Source organism: Pseudomonas sp. SMV71 (assembly GCF_052042015.1).
Taxonomy (GTDB): Bacteria; Pseudomonadota; Gammaproteobacteria; order Pseudomonadales; family Pseudomonadaceae; genus Aquipseudomonas.
Genome location: NZ_JBKGGU010000010.1, coordinates 63,126 through 83,005, shown reverse-complemented (window position 1 = coordinate 83,005; position 19,880 = coordinate 63,126). Strand labels below are relative to the sequence as shown.

The 19,880-nt window shown below is 57.9% G+C and carries 24 protein-coding genes; 17 read left to right on the top strand and 7 right to left on the bottom strand.

The features are described 5' to 3' along the window. The first annotated feature begins 4 nt into the window (after window positions 1–4). The 5 genes from ACLEJQ_RS12295 to ACLEJQ_RS12275 all read left to right on the top strand — a co-directional run bounded on the left by ACLEJQ_RS12295 (window position 5) and on the right by ACLEJQ_RS12275 (window position 5,592). Window positions 5–124: a GpE family phage tail protein gene (locus ACLEJQ_RS12295; RefSeq protein ID WP_003183333.1), complete on the top strand. Its 120-nt coding sequence runs from the start codon at window positions 5–7 to the stop codon at window positions 122–124. Beyond that, window positions 114–3,059: a phage tail tape measure protein gene (locus tag ACLEJQ_RS12290; protein WP_440795275.1), complete on the top strand. Its 2,946-nt coding sequence runs from the start codon at window positions 114–116 to the stop codon at window positions 3,057–3,059. The genes ACLEJQ_RS12295 and ACLEJQ_RS12290 overlap by 11 nt, the downstream gene beginning before the upstream one ends. A gap of 6 nt (window positions 3,060–3,065) precedes the next feature. Then, window positions 3,066–3,506, top strand: coding sequence for a phage tail protein (locus tag ACLEJQ_RS12285; protein ID WP_145132730.1), 441 nt, complete (start codon window positions 3,066–3,068; stop codon window positions 3,504–3,506). Continuing rightward, on the top strand, window positions 3,503–4,771 hold the full coding sequence (locus ACLEJQ_RS12280; RefSeq protein ID WP_440795273.1) for a phage late control D family protein: 1,269 nt from the start codon (window positions 3,503–3,505) through the stop codon (window positions 4,769–4,771). The genes ACLEJQ_RS12285 and ACLEJQ_RS12280 overlap by 4 nt, the downstream gene beginning before the upstream one ends. Before the next feature lie 323 nt (window positions 4,772–5,094). Continuing rightward, window positions 5,095–5,592: a hypothetical protein gene (locus ACLEJQ_RS12275; RefSeq protein ID WP_440795271.1), complete on the top strand. Its 498-nt coding sequence runs from the start codon at window positions 5,095–5,097 to the stop codon at window positions 5,590–5,592. A gap of 58 nt (window positions 5,593–5,650) precedes the next feature. Here ACLEJQ_RS12275 and ACLEJQ_RS12270 read toward each other — a convergent pair whose 3' ends face one another. The 3 genes from ACLEJQ_RS12270 to ACLEJQ_RS12260 all read right to left on the bottom strand — a co-directional run bounded on the left by ACLEJQ_RS12270 (window position 5,651) and on the right by ACLEJQ_RS12260 (window position 6,613). After that, window positions 5,651–5,809, bottom strand: coding sequence for a hypothetical protein (locus ACLEJQ_RS12270; protein WP_440795269.1), 159 nt, complete (start codon window positions 5,807–5,809; stop codon window positions 5,651–5,653). 130 nt (window positions 5,810–5,939) lie between these two features. After that, complete coding sequence (locus tag ACLEJQ_RS12265; protein ID WP_440795267.1) at window positions 5,940–6,281, bottom strand: DUF2511 domain-containing protein; 342 nt, start codon at window positions 6,279–6,281, stop codon at window positions 5,940–5,942. Window positions 6,282–6,292: 11 nt separating this feature from the next. After that, on the bottom strand, window positions 6,293–6,613 hold the full coding sequence (locus ACLEJQ_RS12260; protein WP_440795265.1) for a helix-turn-helix domain-containing protein: 321 nt from the start codon (window positions 6,611–6,613) through the stop codon (window positions 6,293–6,295). 84 nt (window positions 6,614–6,697) lie between these two features. On the opposite strand from ACLEJQ_RS12260, the gene ACLEJQ_RS12255 reads away from it, so the two are divergent. The 10 genes from ACLEJQ_RS12255 to ACLEJQ_RS12210 all read left to right on the top strand — a co-directional run bounded on the left by ACLEJQ_RS12255 (window position 6,698) and on the right by ACLEJQ_RS12210 (window position 13,514). Continuing rightward, complete coding sequence (locus tag ACLEJQ_RS12255; RefSeq protein ID WP_027912655.1) at window positions 6,698–6,910, top strand: DNA-binding protein; 213 nt, start codon at window positions 6,698–6,700, stop codon at window positions 6,908–6,910. A 29-nt stretch (window positions 6,911–6,939) separates the two neighbouring features. Beyond that, entirely contained in the window at window positions 6,940–7,413 is a 474-nt protein-coding gene (locus ACLEJQ_RS12250) for a YmfL family putative regulatory protein (RefSeq protein ID WP_440795263.1), read from the top strand. After that, window positions 7,410–7,700 carry an ogr/Delta-like zinc finger family protein gene (locus ACLEJQ_RS12245; RefSeq protein WP_003183346.1) on the top strand — a complete coding sequence of 97 codons (291 nt, stop codon included), beginning with the start codon at window positions 7,410–7,412 and terminating at the stop codon, window positions 7,698–7,700. Before ACLEJQ_RS12250 ends, ACLEJQ_RS12245 begins: the two co-directional genes overlap by 4 nt. After that, the gene (locus ACLEJQ_RS12240) at window positions 7,697–8,068 is read left to right on the top strand and encodes a hypothetical protein (protein WP_024778232.1); all 372 of its coding nucleotides are present in this window, start codon (window positions 7,697–7,699) and stop codon (window positions 8,066–8,068) included. The genes ACLEJQ_RS12245 and ACLEJQ_RS12240 overlap by 4 nt, the downstream gene beginning before the upstream one ends. A gap of 75 nt (window positions 8,069–8,143) precedes the next feature. Next, the gene (locus ACLEJQ_RS12235) at window positions 8,144–8,377 is read left to right on the top strand and encodes a hypothetical protein (protein WP_144924063.1); all 234 of its coding nucleotides are present in this window, start codon (window positions 8,144–8,146) and stop codon (window positions 8,375–8,377) included. A 6-nt stretch (window positions 8,378–8,383) separates the two neighbouring features. After that, on the top strand, window positions 8,384–11,236 hold the full coding sequence (locus ACLEJQ_RS12230) for a toprim domain-containing protein (RefSeq protein WP_440795260.1): 2,853 nt from the start codon (window positions 8,384–8,386) through the stop codon (window positions 11,234–11,236). Window positions 11,237–11,294: 58 nt separating this feature from the next. Beyond that, window positions 11,295–11,633, top strand: coding sequence for a DUF7673 family protein (locus ACLEJQ_RS12225; RefSeq protein WP_440795258.1), 339 nt, complete (start codon window positions 11,295–11,297; stop codon window positions 11,631–11,633). 260 nt (window positions 11,634–11,893) lie between these two features. Continuing rightward, window positions 11,894–12,157, top strand: a complete 264-nt coding sequence (locus ACLEJQ_RS12220) for a hypothetical protein (protein WP_440795256.1) — start codon at window positions 11,894–11,896, stop codon at window positions 12,155–12,157. Window positions 12,158–12,436: 279 nt separating this feature from the next. Beyond that, complete coding sequence (locus ACLEJQ_RS12215; RefSeq protein ID WP_440795254.1) at window positions 12,437–12,982, top strand: DUF2786 domain-containing protein; 546 nt, start codon at window positions 12,437–12,439, stop codon at window positions 12,980–12,982. 256 nt (window positions 12,983–13,238) lie between these two features. Next, complete coding sequence (locus ACLEJQ_RS12210; protein ID WP_024778225.1) at window positions 13,239–13,514, top strand: pyocin activator PrtN family protein; 276 nt, start codon at window positions 13,239–13,241, stop codon at window positions 13,512–13,514. Here the strand turns inward: ACLEJQ_RS12210 and ACLEJQ_RS12205 are convergent. Continuing rightward, window positions 13,489–14,640 carry a tyrosine-type recombinase/integrase gene (locus ACLEJQ_RS12205; RefSeq protein WP_440795534.1) on the bottom strand — a complete coding sequence of 384 codons (1,152 nt, stop codon included), beginning with the start codon at window positions 14,638–14,640 and terminating at the stop codon, window positions 13,489–13,491. The two genes, ACLEJQ_RS12210 and ACLEJQ_RS12205, sit on opposite strands and share 26 nt — an antisense overlap. A gap of 103 nt (window positions 14,641–14,743) precedes the next feature. On the opposite strand from ACLEJQ_RS12205, the gene dusA reads away from it, so the two are divergent. Both dusA and tal read left to right on the top strand, forming a co-directional pair. Further along, window positions 14,744–15,754 (top strand): tRNA dihydrouridine(20/20a) synthase DusA, encoded by a 1,011-nt coding sequence (dusA, locus tag ACLEJQ_RS12200; protein WP_440795252.1) that lies wholly within the window; start codon window positions 14,744–14,746, stop codon window positions 15,752–15,754. Window positions 15,755–15,933: 179 nt separating this feature from the next. Then, complete coding sequence (tal, locus tag ACLEJQ_RS12195) at window positions 15,934–16,860, top strand: transaldolase (protein ID WP_440795250.1); 927 nt, start codon at window positions 15,934–15,936, stop codon at window positions 16,858–16,860. 128 nt (window positions 16,861–16,988) lie between these two features. Here tal and rssC read toward each other — a convergent pair whose 3' ends face one another. The 3 genes from rssC to ACLEJQ_RS12180 form a co-directional block, all read right to left on the bottom strand. Further along, entirely contained in the window at window positions 16,989–17,477 is a 489-nt protein-coding gene (gene rssC, locus ACLEJQ_RS12190) for an anti-sigma factor antagonist RssC (RefSeq protein ID WP_440795248.1), read from the bottom strand. Continuing rightward, a complete protein-coding gene (gene rssB, locus ACLEJQ_RS12185) occupies window positions 17,477–18,658 on the bottom strand; it encodes a two-component system response regulator RssB (RefSeq protein ID WP_440795532.1) in 1,182 nt (393 codons plus the stop codon). Before rssB ends, rssC begins: the two co-directional genes overlap by 1 nt. Before the next feature lie 344 nt (window positions 18,659–19,002). Then, window positions 19,003–19,692 carry an MlaA family lipoprotein gene (locus tag ACLEJQ_RS12180; protein WP_440795246.1) on the bottom strand — a complete coding sequence of 230 codons (690 nt, stop codon included), beginning with the start codon at window positions 19,690–19,692 and terminating at the stop codon, window positions 19,003–19,005. Between the last annotated feature and the right edge of the window lie 188 nt (window positions 19,693–19,880).

Genomic DNA, 19,880 nt, shown 5'->3' with positions numbered 1-19,880 from the left:
CGCCATGGCCGATCTGGCCGTGGTTTTCCACTGGGCACCAGCTGACATGGACCAACTGGGCCTGCAAGAACTGATGGAGTGGCGCGAGCGCGCCCGGGTGCGGAGTTCCACCGATGGCGAATGATTTAAAACTTCAGGTACTGCTCAATGCCATCGACAAGGCGAGCGGCCCCCTGAAGGCCATCAACAACGGCAGCATCGGTGCCGCCCGCGCCCTCAAGGAAGCTCGCGACCGCCTCAAAGAACTCAACACCCAACAGAAGGACGTCAGCGCCTGGCGCACCCAGCGCGCTGCCGCTGAGCAGACCGAACAAGCCCTCGTCGCGGCCCGCCACAAAGTCCGGGCCCTGTCCCAGCAGTTCGCCGCCACAGGCGCACCCACCAAGGCCATGACCAGGGACTTCCGCGCAGCGGTGCGTGAGACTCAGAAGCTCAAAGAGCAGCATCAACAACAGGGCGAACAGCTCCAGGCCCTGCGCAGCAAACTGCAAGGCGCGGGCATCAGCACCAAAAACCTCAGCAGTCACGAACGCCAGCTGCGCGAGCAAATCAGCGCCACCAACGCCAGCATCAGCGAACAGGGCAAGCGCCTGGTCGCGTTGAATGCTCAGCAAAAGCGCCTTGCTATCGAGCGCGCCAAGCTGGAGAAAACCCAGAACCTAGCAGGCAACATGGCTATGAACGGCGCCGCCGGCTTAGGTGTGGGATATGCAGCGAGTCGGCCGGTGGCGAAGGCCATCGGTGCCTTTGCGCCGAACGAAGACTCGGCCACGCAACTCAAGGTTTCGATGATGGACGGCACCGGCAAGGTGTCTGAAGACTTCCAAAAAATCACCGACCTGGCGACCAAGCTGGGCGACCGCCTGCCTGGTACCACGGCCGACTTCCAGGAAATGATGACCATGCTGCGGCGCCAGGGCCTGAGCGCGCAGAGCATTCTCGGCGGCACTGGTGAAGCAGCCGCGTACCTGGGCGTTCAGTTGCAGATGCCCGTAACCGCCGCGGCTGAATTCGCCGCCAAAATGCAGGACGCAACCCGAACATCTGAAAAAGACATGATGGCGCTGATGGACATCATCCAGCGCGGGTTCTACTCCGGCGTAGACCCGACCAACATGCTCCAGGGTTTCAGCAAAATCGCGCCGGTCATGGACACCATCAAGAAGTCAGGCATCGACGCTGCTGCCGAACTGGCCCCGCTGCTGATCATGATGGACCAGGCGGGCATGGAAGGCGGCGCGGCCGGTAACGCCTATCGGAAGATCTTCCAGGCCGGCCTGGACAAGGATGGGATCAAGGACGTCAACAAAATCATGGAGCTGGAAGGTAAAAACATCCGCTTCAAGTTCACCGACGAAAAAGGCAACTTCGCCGGCCTGGAAAATCTATTCGCCCAGGTCGAAAAGCTCAAAGCCCTGAACGACGAGGACCGCACCTCCACGATCAAACTGCTTTTCGGAGACGACTCCGAAACAATGACCACCTTGAACACCATGATGAACAAGGGGATCGCGGGTTATAGAGAAGTGCAGCAGAAGCTGCAAAACCAGGCAGATCTGCGCAAGCGAGTCAACGAACAGCTCGCCACCCTCACCAACGTCATGGAAGCAGCAGAGGGCAGTTTCACCAACGCCCTGGCCGAGTTTGGCGCCGCCGTTGCACCCGAACTGAAGCAGATCATCACCACCCTCGGGGAGGTTGCCAACAGCATCGGCGCCTGGGCTCGGGAGAACCCACGATTGGCCGGCGGCCTGGTCAAGGTCGTAGCGGCTGTGGCCGGCCTGGCCTTCGTGTTTGGTGGCCTGGCATTGACGATGGCGAGTCTTCTTGGGCCATTCGCCATGGTGCGGTACGGCATGGGCATGTTTGGCATTCGCCTGGGCATCGTGAAAGCCCAACTGATAGGCACGCGCACCGCAGCAGCAGGCGCCGGTGCCAACATTGGTAGGCTTGGGAAAGTCTGGCGGTCCCTGGTAGCCACTCGCTCGGCGGGGGGGTTGCTGAGTGCATTACCCGCTTTCGTCAGCAGCTCCCGCCTGGCTGCCGCCAGCGTGCTGCCGATGCTCGGCGGCGCGATCAGTGCGGTCGGTACCGCTATTATGGCGACGCCCATCGGCTGGCTGCTGGCGGCCATCGCTGCCCTGGTTACTGCTGGCGTGCTGGTCTACAAGTATTGGAACCCCATCAAGGGCTTTTTCCTCGGCTTCTGGCAGGGCCTGGTCGGGGCATTGCAACCGGTGCTCGATAGTTTCGCCGGGCTCGGTCAATCGCTGCTGAACCTGGGCCAAGTCGTCATGACGCTGCCAGGAGTCGGCGCGGCCATGGAGCTGCTGGGCAACATCGCACGTCCGCTGTTCAGTCTGATATCAAATGGCGTCAGCAGCTTGATCACCTGGTTCGGCCAGTTGCTTGCGCCCGTCCAGGACGTCGGCGGCGCCGCCCAGTCAATGGGCGAACGTTTTGGCGCTGTCATCGGCAATATGCTCAGCCTTTTGTTAGGCCTGCCTGCACAGTTCGCTGAACTGGGTACTCAGATGATTCAAGGCCTGGCAAATGGCATCACCAACAGCCTGACCGTAGCCAAGGAGGCCATCACCGGGGCGGGCGATGCGGTGATTGGTTGGTTCAAGGAAAAGCTCGACATCCACAGCCCCTCGCGTGTTTTCGCTGAGCTGGGCGGATTCACCATGGCCGGCCTGGCCCAGGGGCTTGAGGGCAGCCAAAACGGGCCGCTGAGCGCCATGACCAGCTTGAGCAAACAACTCACGGCAGCCGGCACGCTGGCCCTCGGTGCAACCGCCATGCCGCTGGCCGCCATGCCGTTGCCGCAATTCCCGGTCGGCGCTGCCGCTGCCTCTTCGTTGTCGATCGATGATCGTGCGCCCATCAGCCCTGCTCCGGCGCCGGTCAATGACAGCCACGATACCTACGAAATCAACATCCACACCACGCCAGGCATGGACGCCCAGGCGATCAGCCGCGCCGTGCGTGCAGAGCTGGCGCGCATCGCCAGCGAAAAAGCCGCCCGCCAACGCAGCAAACTGTCAGATCTGGAGTAACCCACCATGATGCTTGCCTTGGGTATGTTCGTGTTCAGCCTGTCCACCGCCGCTTACCAGGAGCTGCAACGCCAAACCGAGTGGCGACATGCGAGCAACAGCCGCGTCGGCGCCGCTCCGGCTCGGCAGTTTGTCGGGCGCGGTGACGACACCATCACCCTGCCCGGCGTCATCCTGCCAGAGCTGGCCGGCAGCGCCTTGAGCCTCGACGCCCTGCGCCTGATGGCAAACACCGGCAGGGCATGGCCGATGGTCGAAGGCAGCGGCCGGATCTACGGTCTGTGGATTATCGACGGCCTGAGCGAAACCAAAACGCTGTTCTTCCGTGACGGCACGCCTCGGCGTATTGAATTCACGATCAACCTAAAGCGCATCGATGACGACCGGATCGATCTGCTCGGCGCCGGTACCAGCGCAGGTGTCAACATCTTGAGGGCGCTGCTGTGATTGAGGCAGCCCTGTCCAAGGTGACCGGCTACGTCGAAGGCCTGGCCGAGCGCTACCGCCGCGACGCGGCCTACCCGGTACCGGCGTTTCGTATCACGGTCGATGGCAACGACATCGCCCAGTTGATCAGCCCACGGCTGATGAGCCTGGAGCTGACCGACAATCGCGGGATCGAGGCCGACCAGCTCAGCATCACCCTCAGCGACCACGACGGGCTGCTGGCGATCCCGCCCAAAGGCGCGGCCATCCGACTGTGGCTGGGTTGGAGCGATACAGGCCTGGTGGACAAAGGCACCTACACGGTCGATGAAACCGAACACAGCGGCGCGCCGGATGTATTGAGCATCCGCGCCCGCTCGGCTGACCTGCGCAAAGGCCTGAAGACCAAGCGCGAGCGCAGCTGGAGCAACACCACCCTCGGCGATGTTCTGGGCGATATCGCCCTGGGCAACGGCCTCACCGCCACCATCGCCGGCGCCCTGGACGGATTGCCCATTCTTCAGCTGGACCAGGCCAACGAATCCGACGCCAATCTGATCAGCCGCGTCGGGGAGGAGTTCGATGCGGTGGTCACCGTCAAGGCCGGCTGCCTGCTGTGCCTGCCGGCGGGCGGCGGCAAGACGGCTACCGGCGCCGAGCTGCCGCATATTACCCTCACCCGCGCCGATGGCGACCAGCACCGCTACCTGCAAGCTGACCGCGACAGCTACGACGGTGTCCGCGCCTATTTCTACGACGTGAACAGTGCGAAGAAACAGGAGGCCATCGCCGGCGGTGGTGAAAACCTCAAAGACCTACGGCACACCTTCAGCGACCGCCAGTCCGCCCTGCGAGCTGCCCGGGCGGAATTCAACCGCCTGCAACGTGGCAGCGCGACGCTCAGCTATACCCTGGCGCGGGGACGGCCAGACCTCATTCCCGAACTGACCTACACGCTCCAGGGCGTGAAGCCGGAAATTGACGAGATCATCTGGTACGGCGGTAACGTGCAGCACTCCCTCAGCCCAGACAATGGATACACCGTTAGCCTGGAGCTGGAGAGCAAGCTACCCGAGGATACGGTTGAGGGGTTGGCGGAGGAAAACCAAGGGGATTACACAGGAATCATCGCGTACTATCGTGACAAGAAAAGTGGCAGAGAAAAAACTGTAACTGCTGGTGACCAGAGCAAACCTAGGCGGCTACGCTGGCTGTACGCAACAGAAAAAACAGCGAAACGAGCTGTGGATAGGGAATGGAATCGAATGCGTACAGATAAGGTATAAAGACGAGGATCTATAATGAGCATATACGCTGTCGAAGGGTACATAAAGAGAGCAAAAGCTTTCATTTCAGAGGAACTGAGAGCGCCCTGCGCCATGCTTGCTTAGAATTAAGATTCTGCATTGAAAGCATTGTCTATCAAAAATTAAATAAAATTGGCGATAAGTTGCCACGATCTATCTATAAAACATGGCAACCTCAGAAGGCTCTTAAGCTACTAAACAGTTTCGAGCCGAGGTCCGACCAAGAAGTAACACTTGACATCTGCTTACCAAACCCCGACGGAACACCCTCTGGAGAATGGCACAAAATTGGAAATTATAAAATGTTCTCCGTTAAGTGGCTAAATAAATCCTACAATAAATTAGGAAAATTCTTACATCTCACTGCTTTAAACGAATCTGTCAATCCGCCTCAAATCAATATTAGCGATTTGGAGGGCATACTAAACGAAATAGAGCGCATCTCAACCGCAGATATCTTATTGACTGCAAATTCAATAACGACTGTGAAATGCACTCTTTGTGATTCCGATATGTACGTAAGCGAAAGCCAGATAGATAATGAAGCGATAGTTGAATGTTACAACGATGCATGCGGAGCAAAGCATAATTTAAAGAAAATGGATGAAGACCAATTTTATGCGCATCGCGTTACACTCCCATCTGTCCCCTGCAAAAAATGCGGCTCTAAGTTTGCTATCGACAATGTTAACCATGGCGATATCAAAGTATGCTGGAAATGCGGGCAGCAACATATAGTAGGATTAGGTTATGCCGAATGGCCTACAGCAGTAAAATCAGAAGCGGAAATTAAAGTTTAGGCCCGCGATTGTAGATATGCGATCATAAAAAAACCCGGCGATAACCGGGCCCAGGCTTTTATAGCCTCAGTAAGACATTGAGAAATCGCAAAATATCTTTCTGACTCACTTCATCTAGCTGCCTGAACTTTTTAACCAACATCCTCTCACGGTCATTAAGTTCTTTGAAATCTACTTCTCTACTTTGCTTGGCATCTACCTTGTTCATCACTGACATGTGTCACTCCATTCAACGCTTGCAGGCGCCCGGTACCAACCTTGGTACCAAACAAGCACCTAGGAGAGCGCCATTTTCAGCATGTTTAGGTGTGCTACCACTCTATTAAAAGAAAAATTATTGCAAATTACTAACTTCCGCACAGCGCCTGGGCACGTTGGACGATATTACTGTAATCCATTTTTACAGACGGCATCGCTGGGTCAGGCTTGGTGATCTCACGACCGTCGGACCAGCCTCGATCCTTCGCTTGACTGCGTGCACTGCCGCTCAGCGCATAAACAGTTCCATCTGAGGTTTTGACCAGGGCTTTTGGCGACGGACCATCACAGAGAAGATCAACGCTGTCGACCGTAAACGGCCAAGCATCGCCGTAGTCCTGACTGGACACCTTCTGACTTTTTTCATTGGCGTCACTCGCTCCTGAAGCAAGCATTGCAAAAACTAAAATTGAAAACGTCGTCCTTTTCATGCCTCAACTTCCTATTTTTTTTGTGCAAATGCCCGAAGAAGGCGCATGACCGCCACCTTATCTTCATCGTCCAGCCCACGCACGTGCGTCACGACTTCTAACTCATCGGTGGACAGCTGACTTTCGTCCGTAGACAAGCGCCGGCCGGTCACCACATAAAGGACGTCCACCCCCTGGTCAGCGACTGCTGCAAGGTAACTGGCATCCGGGCTGCGCTCGCCCTTCTCATAGTTGTACTGACTGTTTTTCGAGGCGCCAGCCTTCGCCGCGAACTCGGTCTGATTGAAGCCCAAGCGCTCGCGCTCTTCTTTTAGGCGATCACCAATTCCCACAAACGTCTCCACGACGAGTTGACATTCCCACATTCATGGGAAATACTTCGCCTGTCATCACACGAAATCACACGAAACGAGACTATGCCGAACGCATACCCCACGGAGCAAGCGTGCCGAAAGGCACGTGAGCGCCTCGCGCATCAGGGCCTCTCCGCCAAAGACTGGGCCGATCAGCACAATTTGACTCCGTCCACGGTGTACGCCGTCTTGAACGGACAGAAGAAATGTCTGCGGGGCGAGTCCCACCGCGCTGCGGTGTTGCTCGGTATCAAAGACGGCGTCGTCACAAATTAGGCCCGTTGGCTAAGGTAGGAAACCAGAAGATGAAACGTCCAGTTCTAGCCAACCGCAAAGACGTAGTCAGCGCCGTCATTGCCGCTTACCCCGGGGGCCGGCACTACGCCGCGGCTGACCTTGGGATGCCGATCAAGAAGTTTGATAACCAGGCCTATGAGAACGCTGGCAGCCGGCCGCTGAGCGACGAACATATCCATCGCCTCGAGCAAGTGGCGGGTACGTCATATCTCGCGGATTACATCACCGGCATGTATGGCGGCATGTTTGTGCCCGTCGCGGTGCCTGGAACGCTGGATAACGTCGAGCTGTACAACCGCTCCGTAAGAGCTGCCGCCAAACGTGGGTTGGTTGACCAGATCATTGCCCAGGCCCTGGACGACGGTGTCATTGAGCAGGGAGAGGCCGAAGTCATTGTGGCGGCCCTGATGAAGTACATGTCAGCCCGCTACGCCGAAGTGCTAGCGACCATTCAACTGCACGGTCGGGGGTTCGCTGGGTGAGCACTTACAAACTTGTCTGCCCTCACTGCCTCGGCCGCATGCGCATCCGCACCAGCGAAGGCACGCACATCTTCCTACGGGTGGCCTACCTGCAATGCACCAACGAGGCCTGCGGCTGGTCGGTGCGGGCTGAGTTCGAAATGACTCATGAAATGAGCCCAAGCGGCATGGCAAACCCCTCCGTCAAGCTGCCCATCGCTGACATTGCCCTGCGCCGCGCCGCGATGAAGTCCGCCAACGATCAACCCGACCTACTCGACCAAATGGAAATGGAGTGTGCGCAATGAATCATGAACAGCTTGACCACGACTACCGCAGCAGCATGCAGCGTGCCGCATTCGCCTACCTGCAACGGCACGAAGCCCAGCATCTTGTGGACTCAGACCTGCTGTACGAAAACTGCGTTCGGCACATGACCACCGCAATGGAAGTCCCGGTGTTCATGGCACAGCAGCTGGTACACAACGCCTGGACTGAATTGCAGGTCATCAACCAACGCAAGTGGATCGGTGTGGACTGGGGCTCCAGTCCTGGCAGCACCGTCGTCCATTTGATCGACACCCGGGCGGACCTACGCTACCCGGTCCCGGCGAGGCTGCTACCGCAGACCCTGCTGGCCCAGCGCGATGCCGCGCTGAAGCAACAACCTCAGTAACCCCCTTTTAAACAATCCGCCCTGCCCCGCTTCCCGTGGGTTTGGGTGAGCTTTGCCCGAAATCCGAGGTGGACCATGGAAATCGACGTCGCCATTACAACAAAACTGCCCCGCGAAGAGGCCGAAGCGCTGCTCCAGGCGCTACGGAATCAGTACGCCCAGCAGTTTAACGAGCATTGGTACGACGACCGCTTTCGCATGATCCCCGAGGGTTTACGGCATGGCTCGTTGCTCGCGGCCTTCCCGGTAATGGCCGCGCAAAAACGCCTGATTGGCGCCCTTAAACACAGTCTCGGCGAAGTGAAGTAAGCCCCGATGAATAAGCGACTCGTCCCCACCCATGGCGCGAAGGCTTTTGTACGCGAGCCCATGGAGCATAAGCTGCGCGCCGATGTGCTCCAGCGCCTTGAGTCAGACTACGGCCTGCAACATATGGCCGGCACGCATTACATGCGCAAGGGCACATGCCCAAAGTGCAATCAGAAGCGCCTATTTTCTCGTCACGATGAACCATGGTTTATCCGTTGCGGCCGCGAGGAAAAATGCCGGTACCAGGCCCCGGTAAAAGAGCTGTATCCCGATCTGTTTGACGACTGGAGCAAACGTGCGCCAGCTACCAATGACCAGCCAGCCGCTACCGCTAAGGCGTACCTGACCTTTGCTCGCGGTTTTCGCCTCGAACTGATTGAGGGCTGGTACACCCAAGAAAGTTATTTTGACCGTGACCTCAATATCGGCTCTGCCACGGTGCGATTCCCTCTTGAACATGGTGGGTACTGGGAACGTCTGATCGACCAGCCCTCACGCTTCGGCAAGAAGAAAGCCCGCTTCCAACCCATGCAAAGCTACAAGGGCTACTGGTGGTGCCCACCATGTGTTGACGTTCTTCAGGTGGAAGAACTGTGGATTGTCGAGGGTATTTTCGACGCTATAGCGCTTATTCATAACGGCATTTCGGCGGTCGCCGCTTTGTCCTCGAACGCCTTCCCTGAGGAATCGCTGAAGACCTTGATAGCGGACTGTGAAGGCAAGCCGCCTAAATTGGTGTGGGCCTTGGACAACGAGCCTGGCGCGCAGAAATACACCCGGGCATGGGTCAAGCAAGCCCGAGAGTTGGGCTTTGTTTGCGAAGCCGCGCAGATCCCGCAACCCGACAATCGCAAGGTCGATTGGAATGACCTGCATCAGCGCTGGGCATTTTTGGACGATGACGAGGCACGGGCGCAGCGAATCGAAAAAGACCTCAAAGAAGCCAGGCACCAGGGCGCGCTGCTGATTGCCGAAAGCGCCAGCGACAAAGCCCTGCTCATGTATCAGTGGCGCGAGCGGGAGGAGTTCCACTTCAGTTTCGACTCTCGCTTGTACTGGTGGAAGCTCGACATCTCCAAATTCAACAGTGCCAAACAGGCGCTCGATGACAGCGACAAACAGGATGACCAACTGCTCTCCGAAAAAGCCATTCGCGAAAAGGCGCTACGCATGTCGGGTTGTGTCGTCGAGATCGCAAATTGCTACCCCAAGGCCCTCTATTTCCAGCGAAACGAGATAACCGACGAGTCTTGGTACTTCTTTCGCGTGGATTTTCCGCATGACGGCGGCTCGGTGAAAAACACTTTCACGGGCGGCCAGGTCGCGGCAGCCAGTGAGTTCAAGAAGCGACTTCTTGGCATGGGCGCGGGGGCTGTGTTCACCGGCAGTGGGCAGCAGCTGGACAAAATCATGAAAGACCAGCTGTTCGGTATCAAAACGGTTCAGACCATCGACTACGTCGGCTACAGCCGGGAATACAGCTGTTACGTGTTCAACGACGTGGCCGTTCGTGAGGGGCAACTGATCAGCATCAACGAAGAAGAGTTCTTCGAAATGGGCAAGCTGAAACTCAAAAGTTTGCAGAAAGGGGTGAAGATCCAGTTAACCAAGGATGCAAAAAACTATGACCCGCGCTGGCTGGACCTGCTCTGGCAGTGCTTCGGTACGCAAGGGATCGTGGCCCTGACGTTTTGGTTTGGGTCGTTGTTCGCTGAGCAAATCCGTCATCGCTATCAGTCGTTTCCTTTCCTTGAGGCCACTGGTGAGGCCGGTGCAGGTAAAACCACCCTGCTCACCTTACTGTGGAAGCTGCTTGGCCGTGAGGGGTATGAGGGCTTCGACCCTTCCAAATCAACCAAGGCCGGCCGCAGCCGCTTAATGGGGCAGGTATCAGGCATGCCCATCGTGTTGCTGGAGTCCGACCGGAGCGGCGAGGACAAGGCGCACGCCAAAACTTTCGAATGGGATGAACTGAAGGACTACTACGGCGGCGGCACCCTGGCGACCAAAGGGGTCAAAACCGCGGGTAACGAGACATACGAACCTCCTTTCCGGGGAACCATCGCCATCAGCCAAAACGCGCCGGTGGTGGCCTCCGAGGCGATCATGACTCGCATCGTCAAGCTGCACTTCGTGCGACCGAACGTGACCCCGGAGAGCCGCGCTGCTGCCGACATACTCAACGCCTTGGAGGGCGTGAAGCTGAGTAACTTCGTGTTGCAAGCCGTGCGTAAAGAAGCCGAGGTCATGGACCTGTTCGCCCAGCGCTTGCCTAGCTACGAAGCGAAACTTCGCTGCCTGCACTCGCACTGCTTCTCTTGCGACACGCCTTTCAAAGACGAACAAAGCGACTGTGCCCATTGTGGCAACAAGCTACGCGGTTACATCCGTGTCGAGCGTATCAACAAGAACCACGCCCAATTGCTCGCGTTACTCGACTGCCTGCGAATGGTGGTTTCGCTCACCGATGCGCAGATCAGCAACACCCGCACCCAGATCATTCGCATGGCGATAGAGCGCCAGGCCTCCATCAGTTCCGATCACCCGGTCGTGGCCGAATTCTGGGAGGTGTACGAATACCTTGAAGGTCTCGACGCCGATGGACCTGTGGTCAACCACAGCAAGAAAGACAACATCATCGCCATCAACCTCAACGACTTCGTGAAGTGCGCCGCTGAGCATCGCCAGAAAATCGCCGATGTCAGCGAGCTGCGCGAGCGGCTGAAGGACTCCCGCTCTCGGAAGCTGATCGACATCAACAAGGCGACGGACAGCGCGGTGCGGGCTTACCAGGCCAAGCACAGCAACGCGGTCATTACCAAGCAGCCCATCGTGAAGTGTTGGCATTTCCAGGCCTGACCATTCGACAGCTACACACACCAGGCGCGGAAACGCCTGCCACTCAAGGAGAAGCACCATGCACAACGAAACGCTCAAAGATGCCTTTGACGAGTTGTTTCAATACCAGGCCGAGCGTCCGGCTATACGCAAAGCAGGCATCGAGGCGCTGGTTCGCTTGTTGCCAGTCGCCCAGCGCGACTCCGGTCAAAGCGGGGTAGTCGGCCGCTTTCTGCTCGGCCTGTACAACGGCCCGGCACATCCATTTGACCTGACCGAGCTGCGCCGTCTCGACGCAGGTCTGTTCGACGACTGCATTGCTGTCCTTCGACTGGATAACAACCCCGAGCAGGAAGTTCATACCTACTTTCCCGATGGTGACGCGATCTGGCAGGGCCTGCGTAGGGCCTGGGTATGAAATGGGCGCCGAAACGCAATAGAGACGGACAGATTCAGCAGAACTGCTGGATCACTGACAGCGGTTACACCGTGGCTGAGTGCCGGTTGCCAGAAGCGCGCTACCCGATCACACGCCCAGGCGGCGAACTGCCTTTCGCGTATGCGAAGGATCGGGACGAAGTCATAGCGATCATCACGCAAGACCAGGCCGTAACAGCCTGAAAAGACGGTGTCGAGGAGCGGCAACTCCTCGACACCCACCACCCTAGGAGAAGCACCATGCAAGTGAATCAAACCCAAGGTAGCGCCGCAGAGGCTACCACAACCCCGTTGCAGATCGGCCATACGGTCAGCTACGTGGCAATCAGCGGCGGCGGTCGCAGCTATCGCTTCAGTGCTCGCAAAGCTGTGATCGAAGAGATCAACGGCGAAGTAGCCACGTTGCGTAGCGCCAACGGACGTACCACTACCCAGCCACTTAACAAGTTAACACCGGACGGCCAGACCAACGCCCTTACGCGCATGCTCATGGGAGGGCAGTGATTATGGTTGCCAGTCCAGGGCGGACACGGCCAGCCATGGCTAGTCAACGGCTCGACTTGCCCAGTCGTTGCGATATCTGTGGCAAAGCGCGCTCCACCCGCAAGCATCAGGCCTGTAGCCGTATTCGTCAGAAACGCAAATCGCAGGAATGGGCCGCTCTTATGGCCGAGCGGGAAGCGATCAAACAAAACAAAACGCGTCGATACGCACGCTGATTATCAGATATAGGCGGAACGCGGGGGAGCGGCAACTCCCCCACCGCTTACGAGGAGAAGTACCATGCAAGTACACATGCCCCGTGAAGGCGATGCGAAGGTTCAGGCGAAGCTACGCAAGCTGATGGCCCTCGCAGAGCGTGGCGAAGGCGGCGAGAAGGACAATGCGCAACGCATGCTGGACAAACTGTTGGCGCGTCACGGCTTGACCATCAACGACTTGAACGACGAGTGCCGCGAAATCTGTTGGTTTCCGATTTTGAACGTGTACGAGCGTAAGCTCGCGGCGCAGATCATGTCTAAGGTTTGCGACTCATGCACTCCCGGTCTGTATTCCAGCAAGAGCAGGCCAAAGAAGATTGGAGTGGAAGTTACACCGGCAGAAGCAATTGAATTCGAACTTCACTACGACGCCTTGCGAAACGCACTGGCCGCCCACTTTGACGAGGCCTTTTCAGCATTTGTGCAGGCAAACCGGTTATTTCCTGCAACCCCATCAGACAGTAGGGACATAGAGCTGAGCGAGAGCGATATGCGGGTCGTCGCCATGGCCTCAGCGATAAAACCTACATCTGTCCGCCCCCGCCTTGAACGGAAGGGGAACGTATGACAGTCCTCCTGCTTTTGTATCTATGCAGCGACGCAACTCGTACTGACTGCCAGGTTCTGCCGGCTGAAAGCTGGCATGGGCCGGATGCCTATGAGCAATGCGTTGGCGCGTTGCCAGGACTTACCCAGGCACTGAGCGCAACGAATCGGAACAAGCACAGGTTCATTTGCGAGATTCAGGCGGATGAGGCACAACCTGCAGGACGTGCTGGCCGGCCAACGTTCATTCATCAATCGTTTCGGATGTGAGAGACATCATGAACACAGCCTTTATCCTGATGGCCCAGTACGACGGCCAGGCGATTATCTCGCTGGAGCAGGTTTGCAGGGACTACTTCACGCACCTGACGCCTGACATGTTTCAACGCAAGGTGATGAGCGGGCAGATCAAGATCCCCATAACCCGCCTCGAACGCAGCCAGAAGTCGGCCAAGGGGATCCATATCACCGACCTGGCTGCGTATCTCGACCTACAACGCGCAGCCGCGGTTAAAGAGAACAGCCAGCTCAACGGGTTAAAACACGCCTTTTGAGCCACTTCATTGATGCGGCGCCTAGTTGGACGGGCGCCCTCAATATCTCTTCGTACCATTCCCACTTCACATAGCGATCACCCTTGCCACGCAGGTGGGTGTAGCGCCTCAGCGAATTCCAGTCTCGGTGCCCCGAAACGCTCGCCACCCGGGGGATGTCCCAGTCCATTTCGAACAGACGGCTTACCCCTTCGTGACGGAGGTCATGGAAGTGCAGATCCTTGATCGCAAGGATTTTGCAGGCCTTCGCCCAGGATGTTGAGATTGATTCAGGGCTGTAGGGGAATATATCTTCGCCGGCACGGGGCATTGTCTGAAGGATTTTCCAGGCCTCGTCTGGCAGGTAACACCACACGTCATTGCCGATCTTCTGGCCTGGATTCTTCATATCGCGTACCAACACTCGCTGGCCGGGCTCGTCGAGATCGTCCCAGCGAATCCGGGTGATTTCGTCGAGACGGCGCGTCGAGAACAGGGCAAAGCCCACCACTTTCATCATGTTAATGATGCTTCGACGCCGGGCCTGCATGTCCTGATAATGCTGCATGAGCTTCCCCAGCTCATCGAGCGTAGGACGCCGGTCACGTTCGCGGCTTTTCAAGTTGTAGCCGAGCTTGCGCAGTACGCGCCGTGCGCCGCCCATCGCCAGAGGATCCAGCTGGTAACCCCAAGCGTCCTTTCCTATGGAAAGCACGGCGCCGAGGTGGGCCAAGTCGTTGCCGGCGGTCTGCGCTTGGACGCCCCCACCTTCTGGACTCATCCGCCACAGTGCGTAATCGACCAGGCATTGGGTATTGATCTGGGTATCGGCCAGCTTGCCCATGTACGTTTCGCCAATTGCTGTGAGGGTTGCACGCTTGGTCTTGCCCAGCGGCCGGGCTTTCTCAACCTCGATCAGGTACTGGTCGATCATTTCTTTGAGCGTGGCGCTTTTGCGGTTCGCCCGTTCAATCGCACCTGGCTCGTCCAGTTCCGACTCACGCTTGCGCGCCCAGGCCTGCGCCGCCTGTTTTCGGGCGAAGGTCTGGCTCTCTTGATAGACTTGCACTCCGTTGCGCTTGATGCGGATCTGAGCCGTGTAGGTAACAGACCCATCCGCCAGTTTTCTTGCCCTGATAGTTGCCATATCGAAAGTGGTACGCGTCAGTTTCAAAGTGGTACATCGTACCACTGAGATCCAAAAAACGCCTGAAAACGCCCGAAATCACGCCAAGAACACGTTGAGTAAAATGTTAGTAAAACAGAGCCTTAGCCCAGTAAATACACGGCCTACGCTGTCTCGGCGCTTCAGTGTTGCACCCATGATGGATTGGACTGACGCCCACTGTCGCTTCTTCCTACGCATCCTCTCCAAAAACGCCCTGCTCTACACCGAAATGGTCACCACCGGCGCCCTGCTCAATGGCGACCATGAGCGTTTCCTGCGTCATCATTCATCCGAACACCCGCTAGCCCTGCAACTGGGCGGCAGTGTTCCCGCCGAGCTGGCAGCCTGTGCGCGCATGGCCCAGGAGCACGGTTATGATGAGGTGAATCTCAACGTCGGCTGCCCCAGCGACCGCGTGCAGAACAACATGATCGGCGCCTGCCTGATGGGGCACCCCGAGTTGGTGGCCGATTGTGTAAAGGCAATGCGCGACGCGGTTTCGATTCCGGTAACGGTCAAGCATCGGATCGGGATCAATGGACGGGACAGTTACGAGCAGTTGTGTGACTTCGTCGCAACGGTACGTGACGCCGGTTGCACCAGTTTTACCGTGCATGCGCGTATCGCGATCCTGGAGGGGCTGTCGCCGAAGGAGAATCGTGACATCCCGCCGCTGCGCTATGACGTGGTGGCCCGGTTGAAGGCGGATTTCCCCGAGCTTGAAATCGTGCTGAATGGGGGGATCAAGACCCTGCACGCGTGCCATGAACATCTGCAGACGTTCGACGGCGTGATGCTGGGGCGCGAGGCGTACCATAATCCGTATCTGCTGGCCGAGGTGGATCAACAGTTGTTTGGCAGTACCGCACCGATCATCAGCCGTGCCGAGGCGCTGGCGCAGTTGCGTCCGTACATTGCCGATCATCTCGCTGCCGGCGGTGCGATGCATCACATCACCCGCCACGTGTTGGGACTGGGCACGGGGTTTCCGGGGGCGCGACGGTTTCGGCAGTTGTTGTCGGTGGATATCCACAAGACCAAGGATCCGTTGGCCCTGCTGGATCAGGCAGGGCAGTTGCTGGAGGGGCGCTGACCCTCACTTGCTTTTGAACCTGCGCGCTGTTTTGGCATCGTATCTAGCGATACCCGCCCCGGCCTTTCAAACAACCGTTTTCAGGTTGTTGCCGCCGGGGCCTTCGATACCTCTTCATGCCCTTGAGTGGCTGCCGGCCCTCGGGTAATGTCAACAGACCCATAGGACAGAGCACGCTCATGACTTCCAAGCTGGAACAACTCAAGCAATTCACCACCGTCGTGGCCGACACCGGCGACTTCGAAGCCATTGCCCGCATCAAACCCGTGGACGCCACCACCAACCCTTCCCTGCTGCTCAAGGCCTCGGCCATTGCAGGCTATGCCGAGCAACTGAACGCCTGCGTGGCGGACTGCAAGGGTGACGTAGGCTTGGCCAGCGACCGTTTTGCCGTGGCGGTCGGGCAAGAAATCCTTAAAGTGATTCCCGGGCGTATTTCCACTGAGGTGGATGCGCGCCTGTCGTTCGACACCGAGGCAATGCTCAAGCGCGCCCATCGCCTGGTCGACTTGTACGAAAAGGCTGGTGTGGGTCGCGATCGCGTGCTGATCAAGATCGCGTCCACCTGGGAAGGGATCCGTGCCGCCGAGAAGCTGGAGCGTGAAGGCATTCAGTGCAACCTGACCCTGCTGTTCTCCTTCGCCCAGGCCGCCGCCTGTGCCGATGCCGGGGTGTTCCTGATCTCACCGTTCGTGGGCCGGATCTACGACTGGTACAAGAAAGCCAATGGCAGCGACTACACCGGCGCCGATGATCCGGGCGTACAATCGGTGACGCGCATCTACAACTACTACAAGGCCAACGACTACAAGACCGTGGTCATGGGCGCAAGCTTCCGTAATCTCAATCAGATCGAGCAACTGGCCGGTTGCGACCGCTTGACCGTCAGCCCGGAACTGCTGGAGAAGCTGGCCGCCGACGAAGGCACGCTGGAGCGCAAGCTCGCGCCAGGGCAAGCCGGGGAAGCTCGTATGAACCTCAACGAAGCGCAGTTCCGCTGGCTGTCCAACGAAGACGCCATGGCGACCGAAAAACTGGCCGAAGGCATCCGTCAGTTTGCCCGGGACCAGGAGAAGCTGGAGGCGTTGCTGCAAGCCAAGCTTTGAGCTGAGACACGAGCAAGCAAAAAGGGGCGAACCTTGATGGGTTCGCCCCTTTTTTCATGGATCTGTCTTAGGCGATACAGTGGCTGGACGGACCTCATCGCGAGCAGGCTCGCTCCCACAGGGAGAACTCAGCCTCCGGGCCGTTCCAGCGCGTTTACCAAGTCATGAAAGGCTTCACGGTTTGAATCGTTCAGTCCCATGAGGATCTTGTGCGCTTCGAGCACCTTGATCCGCACGTCTTCTTCGGACTGATCCTGGTCAGGCAGGTCGTCCAGGCATTCCGGGCACGGCACGGGATCGCCAACGATGTTGAACACCTGGTCGAAGCCCATCGATTGCAGCAGACGGGTGATGTCGTTGTGGGTGGTGACCACGGTCGGCAGCAGGCCGACCTTTTGCCGCGACAGGATCGACAGTTTGGCCAGCAGGCCCAGGGTGGTGCTGTCGATACTGCGGGTTTCGGTCAGGTCGATCACGATGGCGCTGAAGTTCAGCGCGGTGAAGATCCGCTCAATAGTCGCATCCAGCGCCGAACACAGGGTCAGGCGCACTTCACCGACAAACTTCAGGACAAAGGTGCCGTCCTGCTCGGCGAACTGGATTCTACCGGTACTCATCAAAGGTTCCTGCTCAACACTAACAGGGCGATATCATCCGGCATCTCCCCGAGCGTGGCTAATCCAAACACTTGACGCAAGCCTTCCAGGCTGCCGCCCGCCGCACTCACCCGTTCAGGCAAGGCCGCTTCTTTCTCTTTGAGTGTAGGTTCCGTCAAAAGGTCCAGAATGCCATCAGACATCAGCGTCAGGCTGAAGGTCGGGGGCAATTCCAGCACATGGTCTTCGTAGGTGGCCTCGTTGAACAGGCCGACCGGTAGACCACGCCCTTCCAAGTAACGAACACTGTCTGGCGTATACAACACGGGCAACGGCAGATGTCCGCCGATGCTATAGGTCAACAAGCCAGTCTCCTCGTCGATGACTCCACCGACCATTGTGACGTGTTTACCCAGCTTACAACTGATCAGACCCCGGTTGATATGTCCGAGGACCTCAGAAGGCTTGAACTCGGGCAATGTGCCGTTGCGCTTGGATTCGAACAACAAACGCGTGGTCATGAATTTCAACAGCACGGTCACGAATGCCGACGATGCACCATGGCCGGAAACATCCGCCAGGTAGAACGCCACTCGCCGCTCATCGACGCGGAAATAGTCGACGAAATCTCCCGACAGGTACAACGAAGGGATGATCTGGTGGGCGAAGCGCAAACCGTCGACGGTCCAGGGGCTGACCGGCAGCATGTTCATCTGCACCTGACGCCCGGCGTTCTGGTCCTCCTGCAGCAGGTTCAGGCTGGCTTCCAGCTCGCGGTTGGCGGTTTCCAGCTTTTCGCGGTAGCGCTGGTTCTCCAGCAGCAGGCGCGAACGGTCAAGGGCCCGACGCACCGAGTGCTCGAGCACGGCCAGGTCTTCAAGGGGCTTGATCAGGTAGTCCGCCGCGCCCAGGCGCAGGGCCTCGACCGCGTCGCTCATCACGCCGGCGCCGGAAACGACGATCACCGGGGTTTGCGAAGAAATCTCGGTAACCTGACGAATGAGTTCGAGTCCGCCCATCTGCGGCATGCGCAGGTCGCAGATGACCAGGTCGGGCTTGTCCTGCTCGAATACCTGAAGACCCTGTTGGCCGTTACTGGCCTGCAAGACGCTGAAACCACTGTCTTCCAAGTAGGCCGCGAGACTGGCTCGCACCACTTCGTCATCATCGATTATCAGCAGCGTGGCACTGGTTTTTGGCATGTGGGCAAACGGCGCCAGAATTAGGTTGGCGTAGCGGGCCGGGCTGTCTGGACTGGCACGCACTACTGGATTCGCTTTCTAGCCACTCTGTTCCACCGCTTTCAGGCCGATGCCTGACACACGATTACATCAGAGGTGCCCTTCTAAGGCGCAGACGGTACTCCCATCCGCGGGGCGTTTCAAGCTCATGCGGATCGCCGCTTGCCGTCTTTATTTGTCAAAGTACAGAGAGTTATAAGAACCGAGCGAAGCGTAACTCAATGGAAGGATGCCGTCGGGGTAAACCTTGCGTAAAAACACGAAAGGCAGCCTTTGGGGCTGCCTTCCTGGCTTGACAGGTCGAATCAAAAGTCGTCTTCGACCTGACCGTCCTTGACCTTGAATTCGCGATTCTGCAGGTAGGCATTGCGGATAAACACGTACTTGTCACCGCTGACCATTTTCTCGGCGGAAAGCAGGCTGGCGCGGGTGTCGACGATATTCAGGCCGAAGATCGAGTTGCGCACCGAAACGTTGTCGATGTAACGATACGGGCCGGTGTAGCTGTCCACATACCTGGCTGGCGCATCCCGCAGGGTGCTCGGGCCCAGCAACGGCAGCATCACATAGGGTCCGCTGCCTACGCCCCAGTAACCCAGGGTCTGACCGAAATCCTCGTCGCTGCGCTGCAATCCCATCTGGGTGCCGACGTCGAAGAATCCCAGCAGGCCAAAGGTGGTATTGAAGATCAGCCGGGCTGTATCGACCCCGGCGGCCGCTGGCTTGGCCTGCAGCACGTTGTTGGCCAGGTTGCCGACGTCGCCGATGTTACGGAACATGTTGTGGATGCCGTCTTCGAGAAACTGCGGTGTCACGTACTGATAACCCTGGGCCAGCGGCTTGAGGGCGTAGGTATCGAGGGTGTCGTTGAAGGTGAAGATCGGACGGTTGATGCTTTCCCAAGGATCTTCTTCCGTGGCGGCCTGGACGGCGAACGGAACCAGCAGGACGCTGGCGGAAAGACACAGCTGAGCTAGACGATGGCTCCAGCGCATATGGGAGAACTCCTTGGTTTATTCAGGCAAGGGCGCCGAGCCCAGGCGGTAAGGGCGCTAGTATAAGACGGAACGCGTAGATAGGCAGCACGAAAGAACAGCACATCGTAGGACATTTCCCTTTCCAAGCGTCGAGACTTCACTGTCACGGGACTGTCATTGAGGGCCGGTAGGCTGGCGTTTATTTC

Excerpts from the sequence above, each read along its gene's own strand:
- ACLEJQ_RS12275 (WP_440795271.1), top strand. The coding sequence starts at position 5,095 with ATGTTCTCCGTTAAGTGGCTAAATAAATCCTACAATAAATTAGGAAAA.
- tal (WP_440795250.1), top strand. The coding sequence starts at position 15,934 with ATGACTTCCAAGCTGGAACAACTCAAGCAATTCACCACCGTCGTGGCC.
- dusA (WP_440795252.1), top strand. The coding sequence starts at position 14,744 with ATGTTAGTAAAACAGAGCCTTAGCCCAGTAAATACACGGCCTACGCTG.
- ACLEJQ_RS12295 (WP_003183333.1), top strand. The coding sequence starts at position 5 with ATGGCCGATCTGGCCGTGGTTTTCCACTGGGCACCAGCTGACATGGAC.
- ACLEJQ_RS12235 (WP_144924063.1), top strand. The coding sequence starts at position 8,144 with ATGGAAATCGACGTCGCCATTACAACAAAACTGCCCCGCGAAGAGGCC.
- ACLEJQ_RS12240 (WP_024778232.1), top strand. The coding sequence starts at position 7,697 with ATGAATCATGAACAGCTTGACCACGACTACCGCAGCAGCATGCAGCGT.
- ACLEJQ_RS12180 (WP_440795246.1), bottom strand. The coding sequence starts at position 19,692 with ATGCGCTGGAGCCATCGTCTAGCTCAGCTGTGTCTTTCCGCCAGCGTC.
- ACLEJQ_RS12215 (WP_440795254.1), top strand. The coding sequence starts at position 12,437 with ATGCAAGTACACATGCCCCGTGAAGGCGATGCGAAGGTTCAGGCGAAG.
- ACLEJQ_RS12290 (WP_440795275.1), top strand. The coding sequence starts at position 114 with ATGGCGAATGATTTAAAACTTCAGGTACTGCTCAATGCCATCGACAAG.
- ACLEJQ_RS12265 (WP_440795267.1), bottom strand. The coding sequence starts at position 6,281 with ATGAAAAGGACGACGTTTTCAATTTTAGTTTTTGCAATGCTTGCTTCA.
- ACLEJQ_RS12230 (WP_440795260.1), top strand. The coding sequence starts at position 8,384 with ATGAATAAGCGACTCGTCCCCACCCATGGCGCGAAGGCTTTTGTACGC.
- ACLEJQ_RS12255 (WP_027912655.1), top strand. The coding sequence starts at position 6,698 with ATGCCGAACGCATACCCCACGGAGCAAGCGTGCCGAAAGGCACGTGAG.
- rssC (WP_440795248.1), bottom strand. The coding sequence starts at position 17,477 with ATGAGTACCGGTAGAATCCAGTTCGCCGAGCAGGACGGCACCTTTGTC.
- ACLEJQ_RS12225 (WP_440795258.1), top strand. The coding sequence starts at position 11,295 with ATGCACAACGAAACGCTCAAAGATGCCTTTGACGAGTTGTTTCAATAC.
- ACLEJQ_RS12220 (WP_440795256.1), top strand. The coding sequence starts at position 11,894 with ATGCAAGTGAATCAAACCCAAGGTAGCGCCGCAGAGGCTACCACAACC.
- ACLEJQ_RS12250 (WP_440795263.1), top strand. The coding sequence starts at position 6,940 with ATGAAACGTCCAGTTCTAGCCAACCGCAAAGACGTAGTCAGCGCCGTC.
- ACLEJQ_RS12285 (WP_145132730.1), top strand. The coding sequence starts at position 3,066 with ATGATGCTTGCCTTGGGTATGTTCGTGTTCAGCCTGTCCACCGCCGCT.
- ACLEJQ_RS12210 (WP_024778225.1), top strand. The coding sequence starts at position 13,239 with ATGAACACAGCCTTTATCCTGATGGCCCAGTACGACGGCCAGGCGATT.
- ACLEJQ_RS12205 (WP_440795534.1), bottom strand. The coding sequence starts at position 14,640 with ATGGCAACTATCAGGGCAAGAAAACTGGCGGATGGGTCTGTTACCTAC.
- ACLEJQ_RS12270 (WP_440795269.1), bottom strand. The coding sequence starts at position 5,809 with ATGTCAGTGATGAACAAGGTAGATGCCAAGCAAAGTAGAGAAGTAGAT.
- rssB (WP_440795532.1), bottom strand. The coding sequence starts at position 18,658 with ATGCCAAAAACCAGTGCCACGCTGCTGATAATCGATGATGACGAAGTG.